The sequence below is a fragment of the Streptomyces sp. ISL-10 genome (genome assembly GCF_018614575.1).
GTDB lineage: Bacteria > Actinomycetota > Actinomycetes > Streptomycetales > Streptomycetaceae > Streptomyces.
In genome coordinates this window covers 234,571-259,011 of sequence record NZ_JAGGOJ010000016.1, presented here as the reverse complement: position 1 = coordinate 259,011, position 24,441 = coordinate 234,571, and the positions used below count along the sequence as shown (strand labels likewise).

The following is a 24,441-nucleotide window of genomic DNA, read 5'->3' as shown; positions in this document are numbered from 1 at the left end:
TCACCCCCCGGCGGCCGGACCGGTCCGTGGTGCGGTGACGAGGTGGACGCCCACCCGCTTGACCATGAGCGTCATCTCGTAGGCGACCTGGCCCACGTCGGAGTCCGCGTCGGCGAGAACGGCCAGGCAGCTGCCGTCGCCCGCCGCGGTGACGAAGAGGAACGCCTCGTCGAGCTCCACGACCGTCTGGCGGACCGCGCCGGCGTCGAAGTGCCGGCCGACGCCCTTGGCGAGGCTGTGGAAACCGGAGGCCACCGCTGCCAGGTGCTCGCTGTCCTCGCGGGTCAGCTCCCGGGAGGTTCCGGTGGCGAGGCCGTCGCTGGAGAGCACGAGCGCCTTGCGGATGCTGGCGACGCGGTCGACCAGTTCGTCGAGGAGCCAGTTGAGCTCGCCGGAACCCCTCGCGGCGAGCTGTGCGCCGGTGGCGCTGGATGCTGTGGCGTGCGGTGCGGTCATCGACCGTCCCCCTCCGATGTCGTTCCCGGTGCGTTCCGGCCAGGGCCGGTGGCCTGGTCCGTGCCGTTCTCGGCGGCGGCTTCGTCGGCGTTGTGCCTCCGGCCGCGCTGCCACCCTCGTTGCATGGACGCCATGCGCCGGCGGACCTCGTCGGCGTCACGCTCGACCTCGTCCCCGGCGGCCGTGCCCCTGAGCGGCCGCGCGGGCGCCGCGGCCGCTTCCCTCAGCTGAGGGGCCAGGCTCGCCTGCCGGACCCGCCGTGGCAGTCCCTCCAGCAGCGGCGGTGCGGCGGGGGTCCCTTCGGGAGCGGGTGCCGGGTCGCGGGGTGCTTGTCGCTGATCCGGAGGCCCGGGCTCCCGCCGCTGCCCCGACCGGTCGCGGCGGTCCCCGGCGAGCGGAATCGGCGCGGAGGGCGCGGTAGAGCCACCGGTGAGCGGCGTGCCGCGGCCGAACGGCGCGGGCTGCGCCCCGCCGCGGGTGTCGGTGCCGGTGCCGGTGCCGGTGCCGGGATGGTGCCGCCCGGCGGCGCCGCGCTCGTCGACGCGGCGGCCGTGGTCGGCGACCAGCGTCGGGGGCCTGCGCCGGGGCAGCGGGAGGGGTCCGGCGAGCGGCTCCGGTCCGGTAACCGGCACCTGCCGGCCCCTGCCCGTGTCCTCGCGGCGGTTGCGGGATCGCGGGCGGAAAATGCCGCCGCGTTCGCTCTCGGTGTCCTCCAGGTCGGCGAGGGCATCGTCGACGATGCCCGCGCGGTCGTCGGCACCGGTCCGCTCACGGTCCCCGCGGCGGTCGTCCGGCCCCAGGGCGCCGACGGGCGCCTCCAGTTCCACGGGCCCGTCGAGCAGGGCGGACCCCGTCAGGCCGGAGGAGGCCTTCGACAGGGCGAGCCTGCCGTGATCACGCCGTCCGGCCGCGCTCTCGGTCTTGCGGTCGAGCCGGAAGCCCGCCCCCTCGGTCTCGGGCGCGTCGGTGAGGAGTGCGGCCGGGATGAACACGACGGCCGTGGTGCCGCCGTACGGGGACTGCTGGAGCGAGACCCGCACGTTCTGGCGCCGGGCGAGCCGGCTGACGACGAACAGGCCGAGCCGGTCGGTGTCGGACAGCTCGAACTCGGGCGTCTCGGCCAGCCGGAGGTTGGCGTCGAGGAGCGCGTCCGGTGCCATGCCGAGACCGCGATCGTGGATCTCCAGGGTGAAGCCGTTGGCGACGCGTTCGCCGTGGACCTGGACACCGGTGTGCGGGGGCGAGAACACCGTGGCGTTCTCAAGGAGTTCGGCGATGAGGTGGGTCAGGTCGGCGACGGCGGGGCCGCCGACCCCGATACGGGGCAGTCGGCGCACCTCGATGCGCTCGTAGTCCTCGACCTCGGCGACGGCGGCCCGTACGACGTCCATCAGCTGGATGGGCTTGCGCCACTGGCGGGAGGGCGCTGCGCCCGACAGGATCACCAGACCTTCGGCGTGGCGGCGCATACGGGTGGTGAGGTGGTCCAGGCGGAAGAGGTCCGCCAGTTCCTCGGTGTCCTCCGTGCGCCGCTCCATCGCGTCCAGGAGGGTCAGCTGCCGGTGGAGCAGGACCTGGTTGCGGCGGGCGAGGTTGACGAAGACGTCGGAGACGCCGCGCCGCATGTCGGCCTGACGGACGGCGGCCTCGACGGCGGCGCGCTGCAGCGTGTTGAGCGCCTGTCCCGCCTGCCCGATCTCGTCCTTGTCGTACTCCAGGCGCGGCGCCTCGGTCTCCACGTCGACGTGCTCGCCTGCGGCGAGGCGGCGCATCACGCTGGGCAGGCGTACGCCGGAGACTTCGTGAGCCTCCTTGCGCAGCCGCGTCAGGGCGCGGACCAGGTCGCGGCCGATGCGGACGGAGACGATCACGGATATGAGGACGGCGAGGAAGCCGAGCACTCCGGCGACCCCTGCCTGTACGAAGACGCTGTACGCGGCCGGCTCGATGCGGTCCTCGTGGCGGGCGCCGGCCTCCTTGCTCCGGCGCGCCAGATCGTCGAGGACGGGTGTCGCGGCCTCCTCCCAGCGTCCGACCTCCGCGGAGGCGAGCCGGTCCACGGGGCCCTCGGTGATGAGGCGTTCCTCGGCCTCGCGCAGCGGCACGGTCTCGGGGCTGCGCCAGTACTGCTCGAGGATCTCGCGGTCCTTGGCGGGCAGGCTCGCGCGGTTGAGCTCGTAGTACAGATTGCGCTGGGCGACGAGGTCGGTGAGCGTGCGTATCTCCTCACCGGTGACCTTGCGGGTGGTGAGCGTGGAAGCGACCAGGGCGTCCTCGCGGGCGAGCATCTCGCGTGCCCGGAGCAGGCCGACCAGGCCGGCCCCCTGCCGCTCCAGTTCGGCGTCGCCCAGGCCGTGCAGGGTCAGCAGGAAGGTGTAGGAGGGGTCGACGAGGCGGTTGAAGAACTCGAGCGCCTGGACCCGGGTGATCGTGTTGGTGTCGACGGAGCGGCGCAGTGCGCCGAGGCCGTCGAGCGCGTCGAGGAGCGAGGTGAGCTGCTGGGCGGTCGCGGGCGTCATGTCGTCGCGCACGGACTGCGTCCGGGCCTTGTCGCGCAGGGCGGTGATGACACCGTCCGACTCGTCGCGCCGGGCACTCAGGGCGGGCAGCGCGTCGGAGGCGCGGCGGTCGGCCAGGTAGACGAGGGTCTGGCGACGCTCCTTCTGGAGGGCGTCGACGGTGTTCTCGACGGGTGTGCCGACCTGTTCGGCGACGGAGCTGGCGTCCAGGAGCTCGGCGGCCTCCCGGCCGGTCAGGACGGTGGCGAACCCCCACAAGGCAGTGAGGGAGAACAACGGCACGAGCAGCAGCGCCACGATCTTCCGGCGGATGGACTTCCCGCGAAAGCGCATGGCCTCCCCCTGCTCAACCCGGCCCGTTCCGGCGGGTGTTAGGTCAACAAACGGCGTGAGCCTACTACTGTCACCCAGGCAACTCGAAGGAGCGTCCGGGCGATTTTCGGCCGACGCAAGTGACCCTGATTACGGGATTTTCTGGTATTCGCAGTGTTGGCATTCCCCTTTGTGCCGCAGGGCAGCGACAACGCGTCTCCTTTCGGACCGGGCCAGTTGGCCGGAATTCTTCGGCCATGGAGTGCACCTGGGTGCGCGTCAGGGCACGGGAGTGCCACGGCCGAGCCGTGGACGGACGGGGTCGGGAATCTTCACGGCTCCTCGATCGTCCATACGTACGGGGAGCCGCGGGGGTTCACTGACGTCAGCAGCCGACGCGTCGGCCGGCACCGCATTCCGGGGATCGCGGGCCGGTGTCCGTGCAAGGACATGCAGGGACGTGCAAGGACCTGAGCCGGACCGGCCGGAGTAGAACGACGGATTCCGGGCAGCCACCCAGAAGATGGACAGAGGTGGGGAGTGACAGGATCCATGGACACGCACGAGCGTCGCGCGGAGACACCGGTCTCCGCGCCGGAAGCGGCGCCGGCATACGACGAGGCATATCCGCCGCGCCCGCTCTGGGTCGAGGAACCGAAGGCCAGGCGACGTATGGCGGACCCGGTGCGTACGGCCGCGGTCCGGGCCGTCATCATCACCTCGCTGACATTGATTCAGGCGATGGCGGCGTTCCTGTTGTCGTTGACGGGGTCCTGGCTGGCCTTCCCGACCGTGATCAGCAGTGTGGCGAGCACCGTGGTGGCGACCTGGGCCGTGCTGGACGTATGGGTGACGCGCCAGGCGTGGAACCAGCGCCATGGTGTGGTGTCGGAGCCGAGCAGCACCGCGCGGCAGCTGCGCCGCGAGCGCCGCCGGGCGCGCCGGGCGGCCCGCGCGTCCGCGCGCGAGGCGGCCCCGCCACGGAGGCGCGGCACCGGCGGGCTGTCCCGGGCCTGACCCGCACGGGCCACGGGCCCCACCGCCCCGGCAGGACTGCCGCCGCGGCGCTTGAGGTGCCACGGGGTACGGGGGCAACGGCGCGTCAGGGAGCGTCAGAAACTGTCCGTTCCTCCGCTGCCGGGGGCTCCGATACCGTCGGCTCCCGGACCGCGGACGGCTCAAGTGCTGACTGCCCCCCGGCTCCGTGCGGCTCCGACACCGCCCGCTCCCGGGCCCGGTGCGGCACCCGGTGCGGCTCCGGTGTCGCCTGCTTCCCGGCCCCGTGCGGCTCCGGTGTCGCCTGCTCCGGGACCGCCGCCCGCCTGAACATCCGCGTGGCCGTGATCTCGCCGTGCACCGTCTCCCCCGTGGGCTCGACCTGGGGAAGCCCGGGACGCAGGTGCTCCTCGACGCTGATGTACTTCAGGCCCGCCCGCAGGTCGGCGTCGTTGCGCAGCCGGATCACCAGAGGGAACTCGGCAAGCGCCGTCGTGTCGAACAGACCCGTCGTGTACAGCAGCTGTACGCCGAGGGCGTCGGAGACCGCACGCTGGAGCTCCAGCAGATACGTCGCGTTGGCCCGGCCGATGGGGTTGTCCAGGAAGAGCGTGCCCGCGTGCCGGTGCTTGTCCCGGCCGCGGTCGTTGCTGCGCAGCGCCGCCATCGTGCAGTACAGCGCGATCGCCGCCGTCAGCAGCTGGCCGCCGGAGAACACGTCGCCCATCTGCCCGACGGACACCCGCTCCGCCCGGAGCACGGCGTCCGGCTTGAGGATCTCCACCGCGACGCCCCTCGGCTCCAGGGCAGCCTGAACACCCCGGAGCAGCAGAGACATGCCGTCCCGGCGACTCTCCCCGTACGCGGCGGAGGCGTTCTTCCGCACCGCGGCGCGGGTCGCCTCGTCGATGACCTCGCCGAGCCGCTCGGCGAGCGTGGCCTGGTCCGGTTCGTCGAAGCGGATCCGCAGGAACTCCTGTCCGGACCATTCCCCGAGCCCCTCCGGCAGCCGGGACAGCCGCTGGGCCGAACGCAGGGTCGCCAGCGCCGATTCCACCAGGCCGCGCAGCCTGTCCACGATGGTGTCGCGATTGCGCTCCAGCTGCGCGAGTTCGTCGGTGAGCACGCGCAGCCGGGGCGCGAACGCCTCCGCCCACTTCGCCGCGTGCTCGGGCAGCGCGGCCGCGGGCAGTTCGCGGATCTGCTGGCGCGCGGGGGTGCGCACCTGCTCGTACCGCGTGGAGTTCGCATGCCGTACGAGCACGTCGCTCGCCTCGCGTACCGCCGACTCCGCGGCCGACAGGTCCGTCGCGCATGCCCGGAGCGAACGACGGGCCTCGGCCGCGGAGTTGCGGGCCTCCTCCAGCGTGCCCGGAAAGGGCTCCGGAGCCCGGGCCGTCTCGTCGTCCTGCTGGTGGTCGCGGAGCAGGTCGCGCAGGAGCGCGGCCGTCTCGTCGAATCCGCCGGCGGCGTCCTCGGCGGCGCGGTGGGCCCGGAGCAGCTCGGCATGTGTGGTGCGGGCGGTCTCCAGCGCCTCGGTGCGGGCCGCCAGTTCGCCGCCGGCCGTGCGCAGCAGCGCCTGGGCGTGCCCGGCGTCGGCGGGCACGAGGTCGTCGGGGAGGTCGGTGTGCGCCGCGCCGTCGGCCGGTGCCAGCCGCTCGGCCTCGCCTCGGAGGCGGCCGAGCTTCTCGCTCGCCTCGGTCGCCCGTGACTCCAGCATCTGCACGAGCGATTCGGCGCGGGCGGCGGCTGCCTGGCGGGAGGGACCGTCGGCGCCGTCGGTGCCTTCGAGGAGCTGGGCGGCGCGGGTGCGGACCTTGTTGGTGAGCCGGTCGAGCTCCGCGAGTGCGGCGCTCTCGTCGCTCTCGGCGCGGGCCTGCTCGGCGCGGAGGTCGGCGCCGACGCCCACCTTCTCGTAGAGCTGGGAGGCCGCACGATACGCCTCGCGGAGTGCGGGCAGGGAGGCGCGCGGGGTGTCGCCGTCGTCCTCGGACAGGTTCTCCGGGGCTCCGGCGATCTCGGCGCGCTCGGCGCGCAGGGCGCGGGCGGTGCGGCGGGCGTCGTCACCGGCGCGTTGCGCGGCACGGCGGTCCTCGTCGGCGGCCTTGGCGCGCTCAAGGCAAGCGGCGGCGCGTGCCTCGCACTCTGCGGCCTCGTCGGCGAGTTCGCGCAGCTTGGCCTGCCAGCCTGCGCGTTCACGCAGCCGGAACGCGAGGCCGGCGAGCGCGTCCGCGGCGCGCCGGGCGCGCTGCGCGGCCTCCTGCCGCTCGTCCCGCACACGCGCGGCCTCGGCGGCCGCCTCGTCGGCCTCGGCCCGTGCCGTACGGGCCTCGGCGAGCACCTCCTGGGCCTTGGTGGCGGCGGTGCGGGCGGTGCGCGCGGCGGTGGCGAGCTCGGCGAGCCCGCCAGGCGGGCAGTCGTCGCGCCAGGCGGCGAGGCGGGCGGAAAGGGAGCGGTCGCCCGCGAGGCGGGCTGCGAGCGCACGGATCTCTTCGTCGCGGGCGGTCGCCCTGGCCCGCAGTGCGTGCCGCTCCTCGTCGGCGGCGGCCTCGTCGTGCATGGCGGGGTTCGGCGGGACGAGGAAGACGTCTTCCTCGGTGCCGGTCCCCGTCGCAGGCACCGGGGCGAGCAGCGCGGCGGCGGTGCCGACGGCGACGGCCGAGCGCGGCAGCAGCGCCGCGCCGGCGAGCGCTTCGCGCGCCCGGGCGTGCGAAGCGGGGTCGGTGATCACGACTCCGTCGACGAGCTCGGGCCGTGCGGACAGTACGGCGGCGTGGTCGGCGGGGTCGACGGACTGGGCGAGGTAGCGCCAGCCGGGCAGCGCCGGGATGCCGTGTTCGCCGAGGTACTCGACGGTGGCGAGCACGTCCGGTGCGGGCGGCAGCAGCCCGCCGTCACCGAGCGCGCCGAGGATACGGGCGTCGGCGGCGGCGGCGGTGCGCAGGTCGAAGAGCTGCCGCTCGGCGGAGGCGACGGACTGCTCCAGCAACTCGCGGAGTTCGTCCGCGAATCCGTCGAGCTCGGCAGCGCTGAGGGGGCCCTCGCCGGCCGGTCGCGGCGTGGCGCCGCGCCCGCGGACGGCAGCGCCGTCGCGCTGGGCGTGCGCGGGAGCCCCGGCGTGCGCTGCCGCGTCGGCCCCGGCGCCTCCGTGCCCGGGACGGGCTGCGTGACCCTGGGCGTGGCCGGCATCGTCCTGCGCTGCGGCGCCCGCCTCGCTGGCGGATCCGGCAGCGCCATGCCCCGACGTGGCGTCGCTCTGGGCGTGCCCGCCGTAGACAGCGGCGCCCCCCGCGATCGGCGCTCCGGCGGCGGACGGTCCCGACGTGGCGTCGGCCTCAGGGCCGTGGCCTGAGTGAGCACCCTCGGTCGAAACGGCGGCACCCGGGCGTGGCACCTGAGCTGTGGCCTGGTCGCCGGGGGCGTGATCCGCGGGGGCTGCGCCCGGGCCGCGCGGCACCGGGACCGCCGGGCCCGGCAGTTCCACGGCCGGAGTGCTCAGCAGATCCGCCAGCCGACCGTCCTCCGCGATGGACTCGGCCGCGCGGCGCTCCGCCTCGTACGCGTTCTCCGCGGCCTGCGCCGCATCCGCCGCGCGCGCGGCGGTCAGCTCTGCGCGCGACTCCGCAGCCGCCGTTTCCTTGGCGCGCTCGGCCGTGCTGCGCGCGGTCTCCCGGGCGCTGTCCCACGCGGCGACAGCGGTCTTCTCCGCGTCACTCGCCGCGAGGGCGGCGCGGGCAGGGTCGGCATCGGGCGCGGTGTCGTCGAGCCAGCCGGCCCGCACGGCCTCCGCCGTCTCGTGCTCGACCTCGGCGAGGCGCTGGCGCAGGTGGCCGATCTCGCTGCGGGCGCGCTGGGCCTCCGTGGCCGCGACCGTGGCGTCACGATGAGCGGCCTCGCCGGTCTCCTGGAGAGCGCGCGAGCGCTCCTCCTCCTCGTTGGCGACCCGCTCGCCCTCCTCGGCGGCCTTGTGCAGGGCGCGGACGAGATCTCCTGCGGCCTTGGCGCGCGCGGCCAGGGCGGGTGCCGCGTCCCGTTCCGCCTCGCGGATGGCCGCAGCGACGCGGGCGGAGCGGTCGGCGGCGGCGCGGTGGCGCAGCACGTTCTCGGCGGCCTGCCAGGCCGAGTGCAGCGTGCGTGCGTCGATGAGCTCACGGCGCTGTGCCGCGGCGCCCTTCTCTGCGGCGGTCAGGGCCAGGGAGGCATGCCGGTAGGCCAGTTCGGCGGCGATCAGTGAGCTGCGGCTGCGTGCCTGTTCGGCTTCGGTGACCGTGTGCGCGGCGGCCGTGACCTGCTGGGCGAGATCGGCGGCACGGACCCGCTCCTCCACGGCGCGGGCCGAGAGGCGGCGCGCCAGGGTGCGAGTGCGGCGCTCGGCGCCCGCGTGGATGTCGCGCGCTCGCGCACGCGCCTCGGCGGCCTCGACGATCCGGCCGAGGAGGTCGACCGAGCCCGCCGTGAAGTCGCGCTCCGCGGTGAGCTCGGCGCGGCGGCCGAGCTTGTTGCCGAAGCCGCTGACGAGGTCGGCGAGGCCGTCGGTGTCGCGGGTGTCGGTGACGGCGCGCAGCAGCAGGTCGGTGAAGTCGGAGTCCTTCTTGACCGCGAAGAGACCCGCGGCCTCGCCCTCGTCGGCATTCATCTCCCGCTGGTAGCGGAACAGTTCGGGATCGAGGCCGAGGTCGCCGAGGTGCTCGTTCCAGCGGTCGTGGATCTCCTCCCAGTACACGTCGAGGTGCGGATACACCTTGCCGGCCTCGGTGACGGCGTCGCGGAAGCCCTTCATGGTGCGGCGGCGGCCGCGTGCTCCGGAGGCTCCTTCGACGGGCGGCCGCACGGCCGTGGACTCGGCGACGGGGAGGGAGTCGAGGCTGAGTCCGGGGCCGGGACGGAAGGAGTACCAGGCTTCGGCGAACTTGCGCGGGTCGTTGGAGACCTGGCGTCCGCGCCACTCGCTGACCTTGCCGACGACGACCAGCTCACCGGTCTGGGTGTGCTGCCATTCCAGGGCCACATGTCCGCAGTCGTCCGCGAGCAGGAACTTGCGCAGCACACCGGAGCTCGCGCCGCCCAGGGTGTTGCGATGGCCGGGCAGCATCACGGAGAAGATCAACTTGAGGAGGACGGACTTGCCGCCGCCGTTCTCCAGGAAGAGCACGCCGGCGGGCGCGGGGCGGCGGGGCGGACCGACCGGCTCCTCCTCGAAGAACTCCGCCTGCGCGGGAGCGGGGTGGGGCACCGGCTCGCCGACTCCGCGCAGGTCGAGCACGGTGTCGGCGTAGCGCGCACCGGCAGGACCGATGGAGTAGAGGCGGACCCGGGACAACTCGTACATGGCGGCGGACTCTCAGTCTTCTGCTGGCTTCGTCAGCGGTGTGGCGTCTGACGCGTGGGAGGCGGCTGCGCGGCGGCCGCAACGCGGGACGGGGGCCGTCACACGGAACGGCGGAGCGGGGGCGGCCACGCGGAACGGCGAGGCGGAGGCGGTCACGTGTGGAACGGCAGCCCCGCGTCGGCCACCAGCTCCAGGTCCTCGCCGTCGGGCGGAGCGACGAGCGTCGCCGTGCCGTCGCTGACCGCGACGACGCCCAGCTCCAACAACTCGGCCATCGCGGCGCTCCCGGCCATGTCGCGCACCTGCAGCTGATACCGGGCGGTGGTGCGGTAGGCGCCGCCCGCGTCGTCGCCGGTCCGCTGGAGGAAGCCGGAGTCGGTCAGGAAGGCGACCGCCTTGCCGACGATGCCGGTGGTGGATCCGGCGAGCCGGCGGGCGTCCTTGGTGGCGCCTGTCGCGCTGCGCCGCGCGTACACCCGCCAGGCCGCTTCCAGGCCCGGGGCGTCGCTGGCCGGGTCGCTGTTCTCGCCCTGTTCCTCGGCGCGTTCCTCCAGCCGGCGGCAGGCCTGCCGGACGAAGGCGTCCACGCCGTTGACGGTGATCCGGCCGATGTAGCCGTCGTCGGCGAGGTCCTCGGGGCGCGGGAAGGCCATCGCGGCGACGGCGAGATGGGCCAGCCCGTGCAGGAAGCGGTCTGCCGAGTCGGGCGCTGCCCGGCGCGCGTAGTCGCCCATGCGGACGGCGAAGACGGAGTCCTCGGCCGCGGTGACGGCCATGCCCGCGCGGGGCGACACCTCCAGCACGACGAGGCCGAGGCCGGTGGCGACGGCGTCCGCGAGGCGTGCGAAGAGGGTGTCCTCGCGGTAGCGGCGCAGGAGGTCGGCGTATTCGGCGTCGCGGGCGGGGAGCAGCTTGGGCTGGAGGCCGAAGGAGACGAGACGGGCGGCGTCTGCTGCGTCGGCGGGGGTGACGGCGCCCGTGCCCCGGCCGGGTACGGGTCCGGTGGGGGCGGAGATGGGGCCGGTCGGGGGGCCGAGCGGCGCGTCGGCCTCACGCCACGGCGTGGCGTGCTCTGCGTGCTGCTCGGTCACGGTCGCTGCTCCTTCGTGCGGTGGTGGTGCGGGTGCGAGCGGGGGCCGCCTGTGGCGGGCCGGGGAGACGTCACGCTCCCTCCGTCCGGTCCGCCGCCATGCCCGCCGCGTCCAGCAGCGCCGTGCCCACGATCAGGTCCGCTCCGCCGAACTCTCGGTCGTCCAGCTCCGTACCGTCGTCGACGGCGAAGAGCAGGCGCTGCTCACCCTGCCGGTACGCCGTGCCGACCGGCGGGCTCGCCGCGTGGACGGCCAGCAGGGCGACGAGGTAGGGCAGTTCGGGATCGGTCCGGCGGGCATCGGCGAGCAGACCGGACAGCCGGCGGGGTGCGTCGTGCTCCAGGTCGAGCAGCTCCATGGCGCTCGCGAGCTGCTCCTCGCTGAAGCGGCTGTCGTCGGGGGTGGCGATCAGGTCGGGCTCCGGCATCTCCGCGCCGAGGTGCTCGCGCTCCGGCGGCGCAGTGAGCAGGAGGTCGATCAGGTCGCCGACGCGGACGGAGGCGGGGGTGCGCAGTCCGGTACCGCGTGCGAAGAAGGCGTCGGTGACGCGGGTCGCCGAGGCGACGGGCAGGGGGAGCAGGGGCGCCACCAGCTGGCCGTACAGGTCGAGTCCGGTCCGGGCGGTGGGGCGGGCGAACGCCTGGCGGTCCTGCTCGGCGCGGAAGAGCGGGCCGGCTTCGAGGAGCCGGGACTGCAGCTGGGTGTGACGGCGGATGCAGTCCTTGACGATGTCGACGAGCTCGGCGGCGCGGCGCTTGTGCTCGGGGTCCTCGGCCTCGTCGCGGGCCTTGCGGATGTTGGTCAGAATGGCGTTCTCGTGGCGGTAGCGGTCGGCGACGTGGTCGAGGGCTTCCGCGATCATGTCGGGGACGGCATTGAGCCAGTCGACCGCGCGTACGTTGCGCCGGGTGGCCTCCAGGGTCCGGCGCAGGCTCTCCGAGTACTGCACGGTGCGGTAGCGCGCCTGCTCGGCGGCGAGCTGGGCGTCGGCGAGGCGACCCCTGCTGATGAGGACCTCCAGCTTCACCTCGGCCGCGATCTGTGCGCTGGTGACGTCGGTGTCGAGCGCGCCGACGAGGACGTTGACCGCTTCGTCGGTCGTGCGCAGATAGACGCTGCCGTCGTATCCGGGGACTTCCTCGATGAGCTTGAAGTCGTAGTCGCGGCGGGTGTAGACACCGTCCGTGCCGAAGGTGCCGTACACGGCGCGGAACCCGCGGTCCACGCTGCCGACGTTGATCAGGTTCTCCAGGACCCAGCGGGCGACGCGCTCGTGCTCGGCCTGCGGGCGGTCCGGCGCCTGGGCCGCGACGCGCGGGAGGAGTCTGGCCACTATCTGATCGTGGTCGGCTCCGGTGTCGAAGTCCATGTTGAGAGTGACGAGGTCGATCGCGGCGAGGGCGACCTCGGCCATCGCGTAGACCGTGTACTCCCCGGCGAGGTTGGCCTTGCGGGCGTCGAGGTCGTGCAGCGGAGCGGTGCACGCGAGCGCGCGAAGACGCCGCGCCAGTCCTTCGTCGGCGGCCGGGCCCTGCGCGGGCCGCGGCCCCGCGCTGAGCTGGGGCGGAACGAATTCCGTCGGGGCAGGCGAAGTCACGGTGCACAGATTAGGTCCTCGCACCGACAACGGAGAAAACGGCGCAGAAGCGACCGCTCCGCACGCTCCGCCCCCGCAGGTCCCGCCGCCTGCGCCGTGGCCTGCTACGTCTCGTCCACGTCGGGGACGGCTCCTGAGTACGTCTCGACGAGCCGGGCCCGCGAGTCGTCGAGGTAGTCGGCGAGGAGCCGTTCGGCCTTGGTGCGCTCGCCGGCGCGCAGCGCCTCCAGGATCTCCCGGTTGCGCACGAGATAGGGCTGGTGCAGCCCGCGGGGGTCGTCCACGACGTGGAACGCGAGGCGGAGCTCGGCGAGGACGCCGCGCATCAGCTCGTCGGTGCGCGCGCTGCCTGCCAGAGCCACCAGCTCGCGGTGGAAGTGGATGTTGGCGGTCGCCACGCCTTTCCAGTCGCGTGCGCGCGCGGCGCGTTCGCCACCGGTGACGGCCGCGTCGAGTTCGGCGAGGTCGTAGGGCGGCTCGCCGAGGCCCTGCACGACGGCGCATTCGACGAGCTGCCGGGTGCGGTAGATGTCCTCGACGTCCCTAACGGCGAGCATGCGCACGAAGACGCCGCGGTTGAGCCGGTGGACGAGCAACCGTTCATGGGTGAGCAGCCGGAACGCCTCGCGCAGCGTGTTGCGCGAGACGCCGAGCGCCTTGACGATGCCGTCCTCCGACAGCCGCTCGCCGGGCGGGAAATAGCCCTCGGCGATGCGGGTGCGCAGGATGTCGGCCACCCGCTCGGCCGTGCTCGTGCGCCCCAACAGCGGGCGGTCGTCCGCCAGTCCGCCGATCGCGGGCTCCGTCGTCCCCACAACGCCCTCTCTCCCTCGCCGGGCGGCTCACACCGGCGCACGGGATCCATCGTAGAAGCTCGAACGTCTCAACGCGCCCCTTGTCGGATCGTTCAACAATCCTCTACGTTGGCGTGACCGCTCGGCCCGCATGGGCACTCGCGCAGCATCCACACGGCCCGGCAAGACTCCCGAACGCAGTTCCCAGCACCCTCCCCGAGGCACGCCCCAGCACCCTGTCGAACGCACTTCCCAGCGCACGCCCCACGGCACTTCCCCAGGCATCCGAAGGCACTCCCTCACCCCAGCGAGGTGCAGATGAGTACGACCCAGGCCCAGCCGAAGCAAGGTGAACTGCCGGAGCACACCGGCGCCTTCGCGTGGTTCCGCTCCCTCGGCCCGCAGGGCCGGCGCGCCTTCGGCGGCGCGTTCGGCGGCTACGCCCTCGACTCCTACGACTACTTCACGCTGCCGCTGAGCATGGTGGCGATCTCCGCGTACTTCAGCCTCGACAACGGACAGACCGGGCTTCTCACCACGGTCACGCTGGTCGTCTCGGCGATCGGCGGCGCGCTGGCCGGGGTGCTCGCCGACCGCATCGGCCGGGTGAAGGCTCTGATGATCACCGTGATCACCTATGCGGTTTTCACCGTTCTGTGCGGTTTCGCTCCGAACTACGAGACGTTGCTGGTGTTCCGCGCGCTCCAGGGCCTCGGTTTCGGCGGCGAATGGGCCGTCGGCGCGATCCTGGTCGCCGAGCACGCGACGGCGAAGCACCGGGGGCGCACACTCGGCGCGGTACAGAGCGCCTGGGCGGCCGGCTGGGCGCTCGCGGTCATCGTCTACACGCTGGTCTTCGCGTTCCTCGACGCAGACACCGCCTGGCGGGTGATGTTCTGGACGGGCGCCCTGCCCGCCCTGCTGGTCGTGTACGTTCGGCGCAATGTCAGCGACGCGCCGGAGGCGGCGGAGCAGCGCCGCAGGAGCACTGAGCGCGGATCGTTCTCCACCATCTTCAACAAGGACCTGCTGCGCACCACCGTCTTCGCCACCCTGCTGTCCACCGGCGTCCAGGGCGGCTACTACACGCTCGCGACATGGGTGCCGACGTACCTCAAGACGGAACGCGGTCTCACCGTCGTGGGTACGGGCGGCTATCTCGCGTTCCTGATATCCGGTGCCTTCATCGGCTACCTGACCGGCGGATATCTGACCGACCGCATCGGCCGCAAGAACAACATCACGCTGTTCGCGGTCCTTTCGGCGGCCGGGATCGTGGCCTACACGGGCATCCCGTCGGGGGCCGACAGCCTGCTGCTCGTCCTCGGATTCCCGCTCGGTTTCTGCATGTCCGCGATCTTCAGCGGCTTCGGCTCGTACCTGAGCGAGCTGTATCCGACCGCCGTGCGCGGGACCGGCCAGGGCTTCACGTACAACAGCGGCCGGGCGGTGGGCGCCTTTCTGCCCACCCTCGTCGGATTCCTCTCCGACAGCTGGGGCGTCGGCGGCGCCCTGGTCCTCGGTGCAGCGGGTTACGGCCTCGCGGTGCTGGCGCTGGTGGGCCTGCCGGAGACACGCGGAAAGGAGCTGGTGTGAGCGTGACCGTCTCGCTCCCGCCCATCACCCCCACCCATGCACCGGGCCGGGTATGCGTCACGGGCACCCTTGACGAGCAGTACCGAGCGGCCTGACCGAACAGGAGCAGCACATGACCTGGCCGTCCATCGACTTGAACGCGGACCTCGGCGAGGGCTTCGGCCGCTGGCGGCTGACCGACGACGAGGAGTTGCTCTCCGTCGTCACCAGCGCCAATGTCGCCTGCGGCTTCCACGCCGGCGATGCGGCCACGATGCGCCGTGTCTGCGAGCTCGCGGCCGCGCGCGGGGTGCGGATCGGCGCCCAGGTCTCGTACCGCGACCTGGCCGGCTTCGGGCGGCGTTCCATGGACGTCCCGCCGGACGAGCTGGCCTCCGAGATCGCCTACCAGATAGGAGCGTTGGAGATATTCGCGCGTGCGGCCGGCTCCCGGGTGTCGTACGTCAAGCCGCACGGCGCCCTGTACAACCGCGTCGTGCACGACGAGGAGCAGGCCGCGGCCGTCGTCGAGGGTGTGCTGCTGTCGGGCGAGCGGCTGCCGGTCCTCGGGCTCCCCGGATCCACGCTGCACGTCATGGCGGAGAAGGCCCAACTGCCCGTGGTTGCCGAGGCGTTCGCCGACCGCGCCTACACGGCCGAGGGCACCCTGGTGCCGCGTGGTCAGGACGGGGCCGTCATCAGTGACGCGGCGGCCGTCGTGGAACGGTCCGTGAGCATGGCCCGTTCCGGAGTGATCTTCTCGCGGTGCGGACGTCCCGTCGGGGTGCGTGCGCGTTCCCTGTGCCTGCACGGGGACACACCGGGCGCCGTGGCGCTCGCCCGCGAGGTCCGGCAGCAGCTGGAGACGTCCGGCGTGCGCGTGGAGGCCTTCGTATGAGCGCCACCGCCCCGGCGCGCGATCTGCGCGTCCTGCCCGTCGGCGACCGGGCGCTGCTGGTCGAGCTGCCCGGCGGCAGGGAGGCGGAGGCGCTGCACGCGGAGCTGCTGCGCCGGCGAGCGGCGGGCCTGCTTCCGCCGGTGCGGGAGATCGTGCCGGCCGCCCGGACGGTGCTGTTGGACGGCGTGGACCATCCGCGGGCTCTCGCCCGGGAGCTGGCAGGCTGGGTGATACCGGACCTCGACCCGCGCACGGAGCGCTCGGTCGAGATTCCGGTCCGCTACGACGGCCCGGACCTGCCGGACGTCGCCGCCCTCTGGGGCGTGTCCGTCGAGGCGGCCGTGCGGATCCACGCCTCGGCCCGATTCCGCGTCGCCTTCTGCGGTTTCGCACCCGGCTTCGGCTATCTGACGGGCCTTCCCCAGCGGTACGCGGTCCCTCGCCGGGCCACTCCGCGCACCACGGTCCCGGCCGGGTCCCTCGCCCTCGCGGGGGTGTACTCCGGGGTCTACCCCCGCTCGTCACCCGGCGGCTGGCAGCTGATCGGCTCGACGGACGCCGCGCTGTGGGACCCGGCGCGAGAGCCGGCGGCCCTGCTCTCCCCCGGGACGCGGGTGCGTTTCGTACCGGAGGCGCGATGACCGACCGGGCCCTCGCGGTCGTACGGGCAGGGGCGCTGACCACGGTGCAGGACGGCGGCCGTCCCGGGCACGCCCATCTCGGGGTCCCGCGTTCGGGAGCTCTGGACGCCCGGGCCGCGCACCTCGCGAACCGTCTGGTGGGCAACAACGAGGGCGCGGCCGTTCTGGAGACGACGCTCGACGGGTGTGCGCTGCGGCCCCGGTGCGCGGTCGTGACCGTTGTGGGCGGTGCGCCGTGCGCGGTCGCCGTCGACGGCCGCCCCGTGGCATGGGGCGCGCCCGTGCGGGTGCCGGCCGGTGCGCTGTTGGAGGTCGGACGGGCCGTGCGGGGCGTGCGGAGCTATGTCGCCTTCACGGGCGGCATCTTCGTCCATCCGGTGCTGGGCAGCCGCTCCACCGATCTGCTCTCCGGCCTGGGGCCGGAGCCGCTCACGGTCGGTGCCGTGCTGCCATTGGGGGAGCCCTGCGGTCCGCCGGGCCGTGTCGACGGCGCGCTGCCCTGGTGCGCTCCCCCGGCCGAGCTGGTCCTGCGGATACGGCTGGGGCCGCGCGACGACTGGTTCACCCGCCAGGCCATCGGACTGCTGACCGGGCCCGGGTACCGGGTGTCGTCGGCGAGCAACCGCATCGGGCTGCGCACCGAGGGTCCGCCCCTGGAGCGTGCCGTCGCTCGTGAACTTCCCAGCGAGGGCATGGTGCTGGGCGCGGTGCAGGTGCCGCCGGACGGCCGGCCGGTGGTGTTCCTCGCCGACCATCCCACGACCGGCGGCTATCCCGTGGTGGGTGTTGTCGACGGCCGTGACCTCGCAGCGGCGGCGCAGGCGGTGCCGGGCACCCCGGTGCGCTTCACGCCGGTTCTATGACCCCGAGGGCTCGGCGGGCTCGGCCGGCGCGGTGCGGGCACCAGGCAACCGGGCGGCCCGGGGAACGCACGCGCTCACCGGTCGGGTGTGCCGTAGCCGCCGCCCCCGGGAGTCCTCAGGACCAGCACGTCGCCGGGCCCGACATGCACGGAGTCGACTCCCGCCAGCCGCTCCACGCTCCCGTCCGCGCGTACGACCTGGTTCTCGCCGAGGGCGCCCGGTTCGCCGCCGGCCATCCCGTACGGCGCGATCCGCCGGTGTCCGGTCAGCAGCGCCACGGTCATCGGCTCCAGGAACCGGATCCGGCGTACGGCCCCGCAGCCGCCGTGCCACCGTCCGCGCCCGCCGCTGCCCTCCTGTACGGCGAAGGAGTCCACCCGCACCGGGTAGCGCCACTCCAGCACCTCCGGGTCGGTCAGCCGCGAGTTGGTCATATGGGTCTGCACGGCGTCCGCGCCGTCGAAACCGTCGCCCGCGCCCGAGCCGCTGGCGACGGTCTCGTAGTACTGCACGCGGTCGTTGCCGAACGTCACGTTGTTCATCGTGCCGGAGCCTTCCGCCTGCACCCCGAGCGCCGCGTAGAGCGCGCCCGTGACGGCCTGCGAGGTCTCCACATTGCCCGCGACCGTGGCCGCCGGGTAGGACGGCGCGAGCATGGACCCCTCGGGGACCCTCACTTCGAGCGGCTCCAGACAGCCGCTGTTGAGCGGGATGTCCTCGCCGACCAGCGTCCGGAAGACGTACAGCACCGCCGCCATGACCACCGACGTGGGTGCGTTGAAGTTGCCGGGCTGCTGCGGCGACGTACCCGTGAAGTCGATGAGCGCGCTGCGCCGTTCACGGTCCACGCGGACGGCGACGCGGATGACCGCGCCGCCGTCCGTCTCGTAGCGGTACTCGCCGTCGCCGAGGCGGGCGACGATGCGGCGTACGGACTCCTCCGCGTTGTCCCGGACGTGGCGCATATAGGCCTGGACGACATCCGTGCCGAACTGGTCGGTCATCCGGCGCAGTTCGGCGATCCCCTTCTCGTTCGCCGCGATCTGGGCCCGCAGGTCGGCGAGGTTGGTGTCAGGGGCGCGGGAAGGATGGCGGGCGCTGGTCAGCAGTTCGCGGGTCTCGGTCTCGCGCAGGCGTCCGTCACGTACGAGCAGCCAGTTGTCGAACAGCACCCCTTCCTCGTCGACGGTCCGGCTGAACGCGGGCATGGAGCCCGGGGTGATGCCGCCGATCTCGGCATGGTGTCCGCGCGACGCCACCAGGAAGCGCAGCTCCTCGCCCTCGAACACCGGTGTCACGACGGTGACATCGGGCAGGTGGGTGCCGCCGTGGTACGGGTCGTTGATCGCGTACACGTCGCCGGGCCGCATCGATCCCGCGTTGCGGCGCAGCACCTCCTTGATCGATTCCCCCATGGAGCCGAGGTGCACGGGGATGTGCGGCGCGTTGGCGATCAGGTAGCCGACGGCGTCGAACAGGGCGCAGGAGAAGTCCAGCCGTTCCTTGATGTTGACGGAGTGGGCGGTGTTCTCCAGGCGTACGCCCATCTGCTCGGCGATCGCCATGAAGAGGTTGTTGAACACCTCCAGGAGCACGGGGTCCACGTCCGTGCCGACCGCGACCCGTCCGGGCCTCGGCAGCACGCGGGTCAGCAGCAGGTGTCCGGTGTCGCCGGCGGCGGCCTGCCAGCCCGGGTCGACGACCGTCGTCGCGTCGGCCTCGGCGACGATGGCGGGGCCGGGGATCGCGCGTCCCGGCCGCAGCTCGCCGCGCCGGTGGAGCGGTACGGTCCGCCGCTCGCCGCCGACGAACACGGGGACGCGCGCGGATGGCGCGGTCTCCCCCTGGTCGCCGGCCTGTTCCACCAAGGTCTCCGCGTGCTCGCCTGCCGCGCCCACGGCCTCGACGGAGACGGCCTCCACGACGAGCGGCTTGTCCATGGTGAAGGCGTAGCGGGTGCGGTGGAGCGCTGTGAACCGCGCCTTCATGGCCTCGGCGGAGTCCAGGGTGACGGGAAGGCTCGCATCGGTTCCCGCGTACCGCACCAGGACGCGTGCGTGCGTGGTGATCGCGTCGTCGGGGACCTCGTCGGCCCGCAGTTCGGCGCGGGTGCGGTCGGCGAGTTCGTCGCACAGGGTACGGACGCGGGCGACGGTGTCCTCGTCGAGCGGGGCCTCCACGGACTGCTCGCGCATGGCAGTGGCATCGGCGAGGCCGATGCCGTACGCCGACAGCACTCCGGCGAGAGGCGGCACGATCACGGTGTCGACGCCCAGGGCGTCGGCGACGGCGCAGGCGTGCTGGCCGCCCGCACCGCCGAAGGAGGTCAGCGCGTAGCGGGTGACGTCGTGGCCTCGCTGGACGGAGATCTTCTTGACGGCGTTGGCCATGTTGAGGACGGCGATCTCCAGGAAGCCGGCGGCCACCTGTTCGGGTGTGCGCGCTGTGCCGGTGGCGCGCGTGACCTCCTCGGCGAGCGCGGTGAAGCGTTCACGCACGGTGCCGGCGTCCAGGGGCTGGTCGCCGTTCGGTCCGAAGACCGCGGGGAAGTGCGCCGGCTGGATGCGGCCGAGCATCACATTGGCGTCGGTGACGGTCAGCGGGCCGCCGCGCCGGTAGCAGGCGGGGCCGGGGGCGGCGCCCGCCGAGTCGGGACCGACGCGGTAGCGGCGACCGTCGAAGTGGAGCACGGACCCGCCGCCGGCGGCCACGGTGTGGATGCTCATCATCGGCGCACGCATCCGGACGCCCGCCACCTGGGTGCCGAGCTCCCGCTCGAACTCGCCCGCGTAGTGCGACACATCGGTGGACGTACCGCCCATGTCGAAGCCGATGACCTGCCCGTACCCGGCCTGCTCCGACGTACGGGCCATGCCCACGACACCGCCCGCGGGCCCTGAGAGCACGGCGTCCTTGCCGCGGAAATGGGTGGCCTCGCGAAGCCCTCCGTTGGACTGCATGAACATCAGGCGGATTCCGGCGAGTTCGGCGGCGACCTCGTCGACGTAGCGCCGCAGGATCGGTGAGAGGTACGCGTCCACGACCGTCGTGTCGCCGCGGGGGACGAGCTTGATGAGCGGGCTGACCTCGTGCGAGCAGCTGACCTGTGCGAAGCCCAGGTCGCGGGCGACGCGGGCGATGCGCCGCTCGTGGTCGGGGTGGCGGTAGCCGTGCATCAGGACGATGGCGGCGCTGGTCAGGCCGTCGGCTCGGGCGGCCATCAACTGCTCGGTGACCGCGTCGATGTCGAGCGGTCCGACGACGGCGCCGCGGGCGTCGATGCGTTCGGGGACCTCCACGACCCGGTCGTACACCGCCTCGGGAAGAACGATGTGGCGGTCGAAGAGCCGGGGCCGGTTCTGGTACGCGATGCGCAGCGCGTCCCGGAAGCCCTGGGTGATCACGAGCACGGTCGGCTCGCCGCGGCGCTCCAGCAGGGCGTTGGTGGCGACGGTGGTGCCCATCCGGACGGCGGCGACGCGGTCGGGCGGGACGGGCTCGTCGTCGGGTGTGCCGAGTAGCAGGCGGATGCCCGCGACGGCGGCGTCGCGGTACCGCTCGGGGTTGTGCGAGAGCAGTTTGCGCGTCACGAGCCGTCCGTCGGGGCGTTTGCCCACGATGTCGGTGAAGGTGCCGCCACGGTCGATCCAGAATTCCCAGCGCCCGCTCATCCCCCCATTCTTGCCCCGGCGGGGCGGAACGAGGGTTCCGGCGACACGGCGGCGAGAGCGGCGGACAGGGCGTGCTCGGCGGAGCGGTCCAGGCGCGCGCTGGTGCCGCGGGCCCAGTGCTGCATCTCGTCGCCCGCGAGCCGCAGCAGTTGCGGCACCAGGTCGGTGCACCGGCGCGCCACCCACCCGGTGCCTGCCGTGGCCAGCCACAGCAGCGCCTCGGCGCGGGTGGGGCGCGGCCGCTGGGGTTCGGTCGAGGGGGGCCGGCCGTGGACGAGTCCGCGGGCGGCGAGCAGGTCGTGGAAGGAGCGGGCGAGCATGCGGTGTCCCCGCTCGCCGGGGTGCAGCCGGTCGGCGCTCCACATCGACCGGTCGGCGACCCAGACTGGATCGGCGGCGTGCAGATGGACGGCGCCGTAGCGGTCGGAGAGGGCGTGGACGACGGCGTTGACGGCTCGCTGGCGCCGGGCCAGCGGCCGGGCGAGGGGCGCGGGCAGAGCGAACATGGCGCCGGGATCGGGCAGGCAGGCGGTGAGCAGTACGGCGCCGCGGGCGGCGAGCGCACCGCACACCTCGTCGAGGTGGCGCGTGAGCCGCCCGATGTCGAAAGTGCGCCGGAGGGTGTCGTTGACGCCGACGACGACGGACGCGATGTCCGGCCGGAAGTCGAGGGCCCGCGGCGTCTGGTCCTCGGCGACGTCGCGGCTGAGGGCGCCGCTGACGGCGAGGTTCCGGAAGACGGCGGGCTGTTCGTCGCTCCCGACGCCGTCGGCGAGCAGCGCGGCCCATCCACGCCACCCGCCGTCGACGGGGTCGCCGACGCCTTGGGTGAGCGAGTCGCCGAGCGCGACGAACCGAACCGGCCGGGTGCCGACGAGCCGGCCCCGGCCCCGAGCCCGGCAGGCCCCCTGCGCGGGCACGGCGCAGCGCCCTGCGGGCCGCAAGGCATGTCCCCCTGGGAGGCCGTCGCCGTCCGGCTCCCCGCCGACCCCCTCCGACTCCCCGCCGGCTCCGGGAAAGAGCGCCCGTTGCGCCGGACCGGCCACACCACCCCAGGGGGATGGGCCCGCCTCGCCCGCGAGCCCCGGCCTCATGCGAGCGGGCTCGCCACCGCCGGGCTGCCGGGCCGTCTCCTCCGGAGGCACCGCCGCGAGGCCCGCCTCGCCACGGGCTCCCGGCGCGCCGACCACCGCGGCCGAGACACGTGCCGGAGCCGTCGCAGGGGCGGCCTGTTCCCCAACGCCGCCCCCGACCGCAGAGCCACCCACCTCCCTCAAGCCCCCGAGCCCGTCGCCCACCGTGGCATCCTCGCCGCGTACGTCGTCGACGCCCCCGGTCCTCATCCCCGCGCTCCCGGTTCCTTCGCCCCGTTGCGTACCGGCAGTGCGTCGTGCGCGGCCAGGAACGCCGTGACCGAGCTGTTCCAGTCGAAGAGCTCGGCCCGCGCCCGGGCCGCCTCACGGCGCACCGGCTCCCGTCGGCCGAAGATCGTCAGGATCGCGTCCGCGAAATCCGGGCCCGTGTCCGCCGCTGCGACGCCTGCGTCGGCGATCACTTCCGGCAGCGCCGACGACGCGCTCGCCACGACGGGCGTGCCGCAGGCCAGCGCCTCCAGCGCGGACAGGCCGAACGTTTCCGCAGGACCGGGCGCCAGGCAGACGTCCGCCGCGGCCTGGAGGTCGGCCACGGCCTCCCGGTCGGCGACGTGGCCGAGGAACCGGACCGGCAGGCGCTCGCCCTCCGCTCTGCGGACGAGCGAGGGCTTGAGCGGCCCGTCCCCGGCGACCACCAGCGCCGCCCGCACGCCCCGTGCGCGAAGCTCCGCCAGAGCGTCGAGGGCGGTGCCGGGTCTTTTCTCCACCGACAGGCGGGAGCAGAGCAGCAGCAGGACCTGCGCGCCGTAGGCGTACCGGGCGCGCAGTGCCGTGCTGCGCCGCCCGGGCCGGCATCGCACGAGGTCGACGCCGAGCGGCGCCCGCACGACGTTCTGCGCGCCGATACGGACGAACTCACGCTCCGCCCACTCCGTCGTGCACACGATCTTCGAATAGGCCCAGGCGCTGCGCCGGTTGAGCCGGTCCGCCGTGCGGGCGGCGAACGCGGCCGACAGGCCCCAGGTGCGCAGCACACCGTCGGCGGTCTCGTGCGAGACCATCACCGACGGGACCCGGTGGCGCCGCGCCCATTCGCCGGTCCAGCGCAGGGTGGTGCGGTCGGAGACCTCCAGACGCTCGGGCCCGAGGTCCTCAAGGAGGCGGCGCAGCCGTCGCCGCCCGGCGAGCACCCGGTAGCCGCCGGTGCCGACGAGTTCGGGACCGGGCAGGGTGATGACGCGGCCCTGCGGGGTGTGCCGGTCGCTCTCGGCATCGCCGGGCACGACGAGCACGGGCTCGTGTCCGGCGGCCAGATAGCCGCGGCCGAGTTGGTCGAGTGCGGTGCGGAGCCCGCCCGACGAGGGGGTGACGAAGTTCGCGAGCCGTACGATGCGCAGTCCGCTCATGCCGCCACCGCCGTGCGTGTGCCGAGGACGTCGGCGTAGTGGTCCAGCAGCATGTCCCCGACCGCGGTCCATGTGCGGCCCTCGACCGCGGCGCGCCCGGCGCGGGCGAAGTCGGCCCGCAGGCCGGGGCCGTCGGCCAGGGCACGGACCGCGTCGCGCACGGCGTCGGTGCTGTGCGGTGGCACGAGCAGTCCGGTCCGTCCGTGGTCGACGAGGTCGAGCGGGCCGCCTGCGGCGGGCGCGACGACCGGGACACCGCTCGCCATGGCCTCCTGCACGGTCTGGCAGAAGGTCTCGTACGGGCCGGTGTGCGCGAACACGTCGAGCGAGGCGAAGATCCGCGCGAGGTCGTCCCCGGTGCGGCGGCCGAGGAAGAGGGCACCGGGAAGCGCCCCGCGCAGCGAGGTCTCGCTCGGTCCGTCGCCGACGACGACCACCCGCACGCCGGGCAGGGCACAGGCGCCCGCGAGCAGTTCGACGTGCTTCTCGGGGGCGAGGCGGCCGACGTAGCCGATGACGAGTTCCCCGCCGGGCGCGAGCTCGCGCCGCACGCCCTCGTCGCGCAGTGCGGGCCGGAAGCGGGCGGTGTCCACGCCGCGCGGCCACAGCCGCACGCGCTCGACGCCGTGCTCCTCCAAGTCGCGCCGGGCGGCGGTGGACGGCGCGAGGGTGCGGTCGGCGGCGGTGTGGACCGCCTTGATACGCCGCCAGGCCGTGCCCTCCCCCGCTCCGACGTAGGTACGGGCGTAGCCGGCCAGGTCCGTCTGGTAGACGGCGACGGCAGGCAGGCCCAGCCGGGCCGCCGCGGCCATCCCGCGCACACCGAGCACGAAAGGGCTGGCGAGGTGGACGATGTCGGCACGGTGCGCGGTGATCGCCGCCGCCACCCTGCGGCTGGGGAGTGCGACCCGCACCTGCGGATAGCCGGGCAGCGGCAGGGAGGGCACCCGCACGACGGGGCACGGCGCGTGAGGGTCGGCGCTCATCGCCCCGGCGGCGGCCGGGGCGATGACGAGCGGTTCGTGACCGCGGGCGGCGAGGTGCCGGGCGGTCTGCAGGGCGCAGTGCGCCACACCATTGACGTCGGGCGGAAAGGATTCGGTGACGATGACGACACGCATACCCGAGTTGTCGTCGGGCCCGGGGTGGCTGCGCCAACGTGGATCTTTCCGGCCGGGGAACGTCCCATGAGCGTTGCG

Annotated in this window: 15 protein-coding genes; 5 read left to right on the top strand and 10 right to left on the bottom strand. The window is 73.8% G+C overall.

From position 1 onward, the window contains the following. Both J7E88_RS20870 and J7E88_RS20865 read right to left on the bottom strand, forming a co-directional pair. Entirely contained in the window at positions 1 to 456 is a 456-nt protein-coding gene (locus tag J7E88_RS20870) for a roadblock/LC7 domain-containing protein (RefSeq protein WP_215183259.1), read from the bottom strand. Continuing rightward, the gene (locus J7E88_RS20865; RefSeq protein WP_215183257.1) at positions 453 to 3,308 is read right to left on the bottom strand and encodes a nitrate- and nitrite sensing domain-containing protein; all 2,856 of its coding nucleotides are present in this window, start codon (positions 3,306 to 3,308) and stop codon (positions 453 to 455) included. The genes J7E88_RS20870 and J7E88_RS20865 overlap by 4 nt, the downstream gene beginning before the upstream one ends. 531 nt (positions 3,309 to 3,839) lie before the next feature. Here J7E88_RS20865 and J7E88_RS20860 point away from each other — a divergent pair. Further along, positions 3,840 to 4,304 (top strand): hypothetical protein, encoded by a 465-nt coding sequence (locus J7E88_RS20860; protein WP_215183255.1) that lies wholly within the window; start codon positions 3,840 to 3,842, stop codon positions 4,302 to 4,304. Between the two features lie 85 nt (positions 4,305 to 4,389). Here J7E88_RS20860 and J7E88_RS20855 read toward each other — a convergent pair whose 3' ends face one another. The 4 genes from J7E88_RS20855 to J7E88_RS20840 all read right to left on the bottom strand — a co-directional run bounded on the left by J7E88_RS20855 (position 4,390) and on the right by J7E88_RS20840 (position 13,115). Next, on the bottom strand, positions 4,390 to 9,612 hold the full coding sequence (locus J7E88_RS20855; RefSeq protein WP_251022922.1) for a hypothetical protein: 5,223 nt from the start codon (positions 9,610 to 9,612) through the stop codon (positions 4,390 to 4,392). 152 nt (positions 9,613 to 9,764) lie between these two features. Beyond that, positions 9,765 to 10,703: a hypothetical protein gene (locus tag J7E88_RS20850; RefSeq protein WP_215183253.1), complete on the bottom strand. Its 939-nt coding sequence runs from the start codon at positions 10,701 to 10,703 to the stop codon at positions 9,765 to 9,767. 70 nt (positions 10,704 to 10,773) lie between these two features. Then, positions 10,774 to 12,300 carry a hypothetical protein gene (locus J7E88_RS20845; protein WP_215183251.1) on the bottom strand — a complete coding sequence of 509 codons (1,527 nt, stop codon included), beginning with the start codon at positions 12,298 to 12,300 and terminating at the stop codon, positions 10,774 to 10,776. Between the two features lie 104 nt (positions 12,301 to 12,404). Beyond that, positions 12,405 to 13,115: a GntR family transcriptional regulator gene (locus J7E88_RS20840; RefSeq protein WP_215183249.1), complete on the bottom strand. Its 711-nt coding sequence runs from the start codon at positions 13,113 to 13,115 to the stop codon at positions 12,405 to 12,407. A gap of 297 nt (positions 13,116 to 13,412) precedes the next feature. Here J7E88_RS20840 and J7E88_RS20835 point away from each other — a divergent pair, with 297 nt between their 5' ends. The 4 genes from J7E88_RS20835 to J7E88_RS20820 all read left to right on the top strand — a co-directional run bounded on the left by J7E88_RS20835 (position 13,413) and on the right by J7E88_RS20820 (position 17,071). After that, positions 13,413 to 14,690: an MFS transporter gene (locus J7E88_RS20835; RefSeq protein WP_215183247.1), complete on the top strand. Its 1,278-nt coding sequence runs from the start codon at positions 13,413 to 13,415 to the stop codon at positions 14,688 to 14,690. 112 nt (positions 14,691 to 14,802) lie between these two features. Next, entirely contained in the window at positions 14,803 to 15,567 is a 765-nt protein-coding gene (locus J7E88_RS20830; protein WP_215183245.1) for a LamB/YcsF family protein, read from the top strand. Beyond that, complete coding sequence (gene pxpB, locus J7E88_RS20825; protein WP_215183243.1) at positions 15,564 to 16,208, top strand: 5-oxoprolinase subunit PxpB; 645 nt, start codon at positions 15,564 to 15,566, stop codon at positions 16,206 to 16,208. Before J7E88_RS20830 ends, pxpB begins: the two co-directional genes overlap by 4 nt. Beyond that, positions 16,205 to 17,071 (top strand): biotin-dependent carboxyltransferase family protein, encoded by an 867-nt coding sequence (locus J7E88_RS20820; RefSeq protein WP_215183241.1) that lies wholly within the window; start codon positions 16,205 to 16,207, stop codon positions 17,069 to 17,071. The genes pxpB and J7E88_RS20820 overlap by 4 nt, the downstream gene beginning before the upstream one ends. Positions 17,072 to 17,145: 74 nt before the next feature. Here the strand turns inward: J7E88_RS20820 and J7E88_RS20815 are convergent, their stop codons facing one another. The 4 genes from J7E88_RS20815 to J7E88_RS20800 form a co-directional block, all read right to left on the bottom strand. Continuing rightward, positions 17,146 to 20,742: a hydantoinase B/oxoprolinase family protein gene (locus tag J7E88_RS20815; protein WP_215183239.1), complete on the bottom strand. Its 3,597-nt coding sequence runs from the start codon at positions 20,740 to 20,742 to the stop codon at positions 17,146 to 17,148. Then, the gene (locus tag J7E88_RS36045) at positions 20,739 to 21,662 is read right to left on the bottom strand and encodes an SGNH/GDSL hydrolase family protein (RefSeq protein WP_308307557.1); all 924 of its coding nucleotides are present in this window, start codon (positions 21,660 to 21,662) and stop codon (positions 20,739 to 20,741) included. Before J7E88_RS36045 ends, J7E88_RS20815 begins: the two co-directional genes overlap by 4 nt. A gap of 419 nt (positions 21,663 to 22,081) precedes the next feature. Next, complete coding sequence (locus tag J7E88_RS20805; RefSeq protein ID WP_215183235.1) at positions 22,082 to 23,242, bottom strand: glycosyltransferase; 1,161 nt, start codon at positions 23,240 to 23,242, stop codon at positions 22,082 to 22,084. After that, on the bottom strand, positions 23,239 to 24,363 hold the full coding sequence (locus J7E88_RS20800; RefSeq protein ID WP_215183233.1) for a glycosyltransferase family 1 protein: 1,125 nt from the start codon (positions 24,361 to 24,363) through the stop codon (positions 23,239 to 23,241). Before J7E88_RS20800 ends, J7E88_RS20805 begins: the two co-directional genes overlap by 4 nt. Positions 24,364 to 24,441 lie beyond the last annotated feature (78 nt).

Excerpts from the sequence above, each read along its gene's own strand:
- J7E88_RS20805 (WP_215183235.1), bottom strand. The coding sequence starts at position 23,242 with ATGAGCGGACTGCGCATCGTACGGCTCGCGAACTTCGTCACCCCCTCG.
- J7E88_RS20870 (WP_215183259.1), bottom strand. The coding sequence starts at position 456 with ATGACCGCACCGCACGCCACAGCATCCAGCGCCACCGGCGCACAGCTC.
- J7E88_RS20855 (WP_251022922.1), bottom strand. The coding sequence starts at position 9,612 with ATGTACGAGTTGTCCCGGGTCCGCCTCTACTCCATCGGTCCTGCCGGT.
- J7E88_RS20865 (WP_215183257.1), bottom strand. The coding sequence starts at position 3,308 with ATGCGCTTTCGCGGGAAGTCCATCCGCCGGAAGATCGTGGCGCTGCTG.
- J7E88_RS20835 (WP_215183247.1), top strand. The coding sequence starts at position 13,413 with ATGAGTACGACCCAGGCCCAGCCGAAGCAAGGTGAACTGCCGGAGCAC.
- J7E88_RS20860 (WP_215183255.1), top strand. The coding sequence starts at position 3,840 with ATGGACACGCACGAGCGTCGCGCGGAGACACCGGTCTCCGCGCCGGAA.
- J7E88_RS20800 (WP_215183233.1), bottom strand. The coding sequence starts at position 24,363 with ATGCGTGTCGTCATCGTCACCGAATCCTTTCCGCCCGACGTCAATGGT.
- pxpB (WP_215183243.1), top strand. The coding sequence starts at position 15,564 with ATGAGCGCCACCGCCCCGGCGCGCGATCTGCGCGTCCTGCCCGTCGGC.
- J7E88_RS20815 (WP_215183239.1), bottom strand. The coding sequence starts at position 20,742 with ATGAGCGGGCGCTGGGAATTCTGGATCGACCGTGGCGGCACCTTCACC.
- J7E88_RS20830 (WP_215183245.1), top strand. The coding sequence starts at position 14,803 with ATGACCTGGCCGTCCATCGACTTGAACGCGGACCTCGGCGAGGGCTTC.
- J7E88_RS20820 (WP_215183241.1), top strand. The coding sequence starts at position 16,205 with ATGACCGACCGGGCCCTCGCGGTCGTACGGGCAGGGGCGCTGACCACG.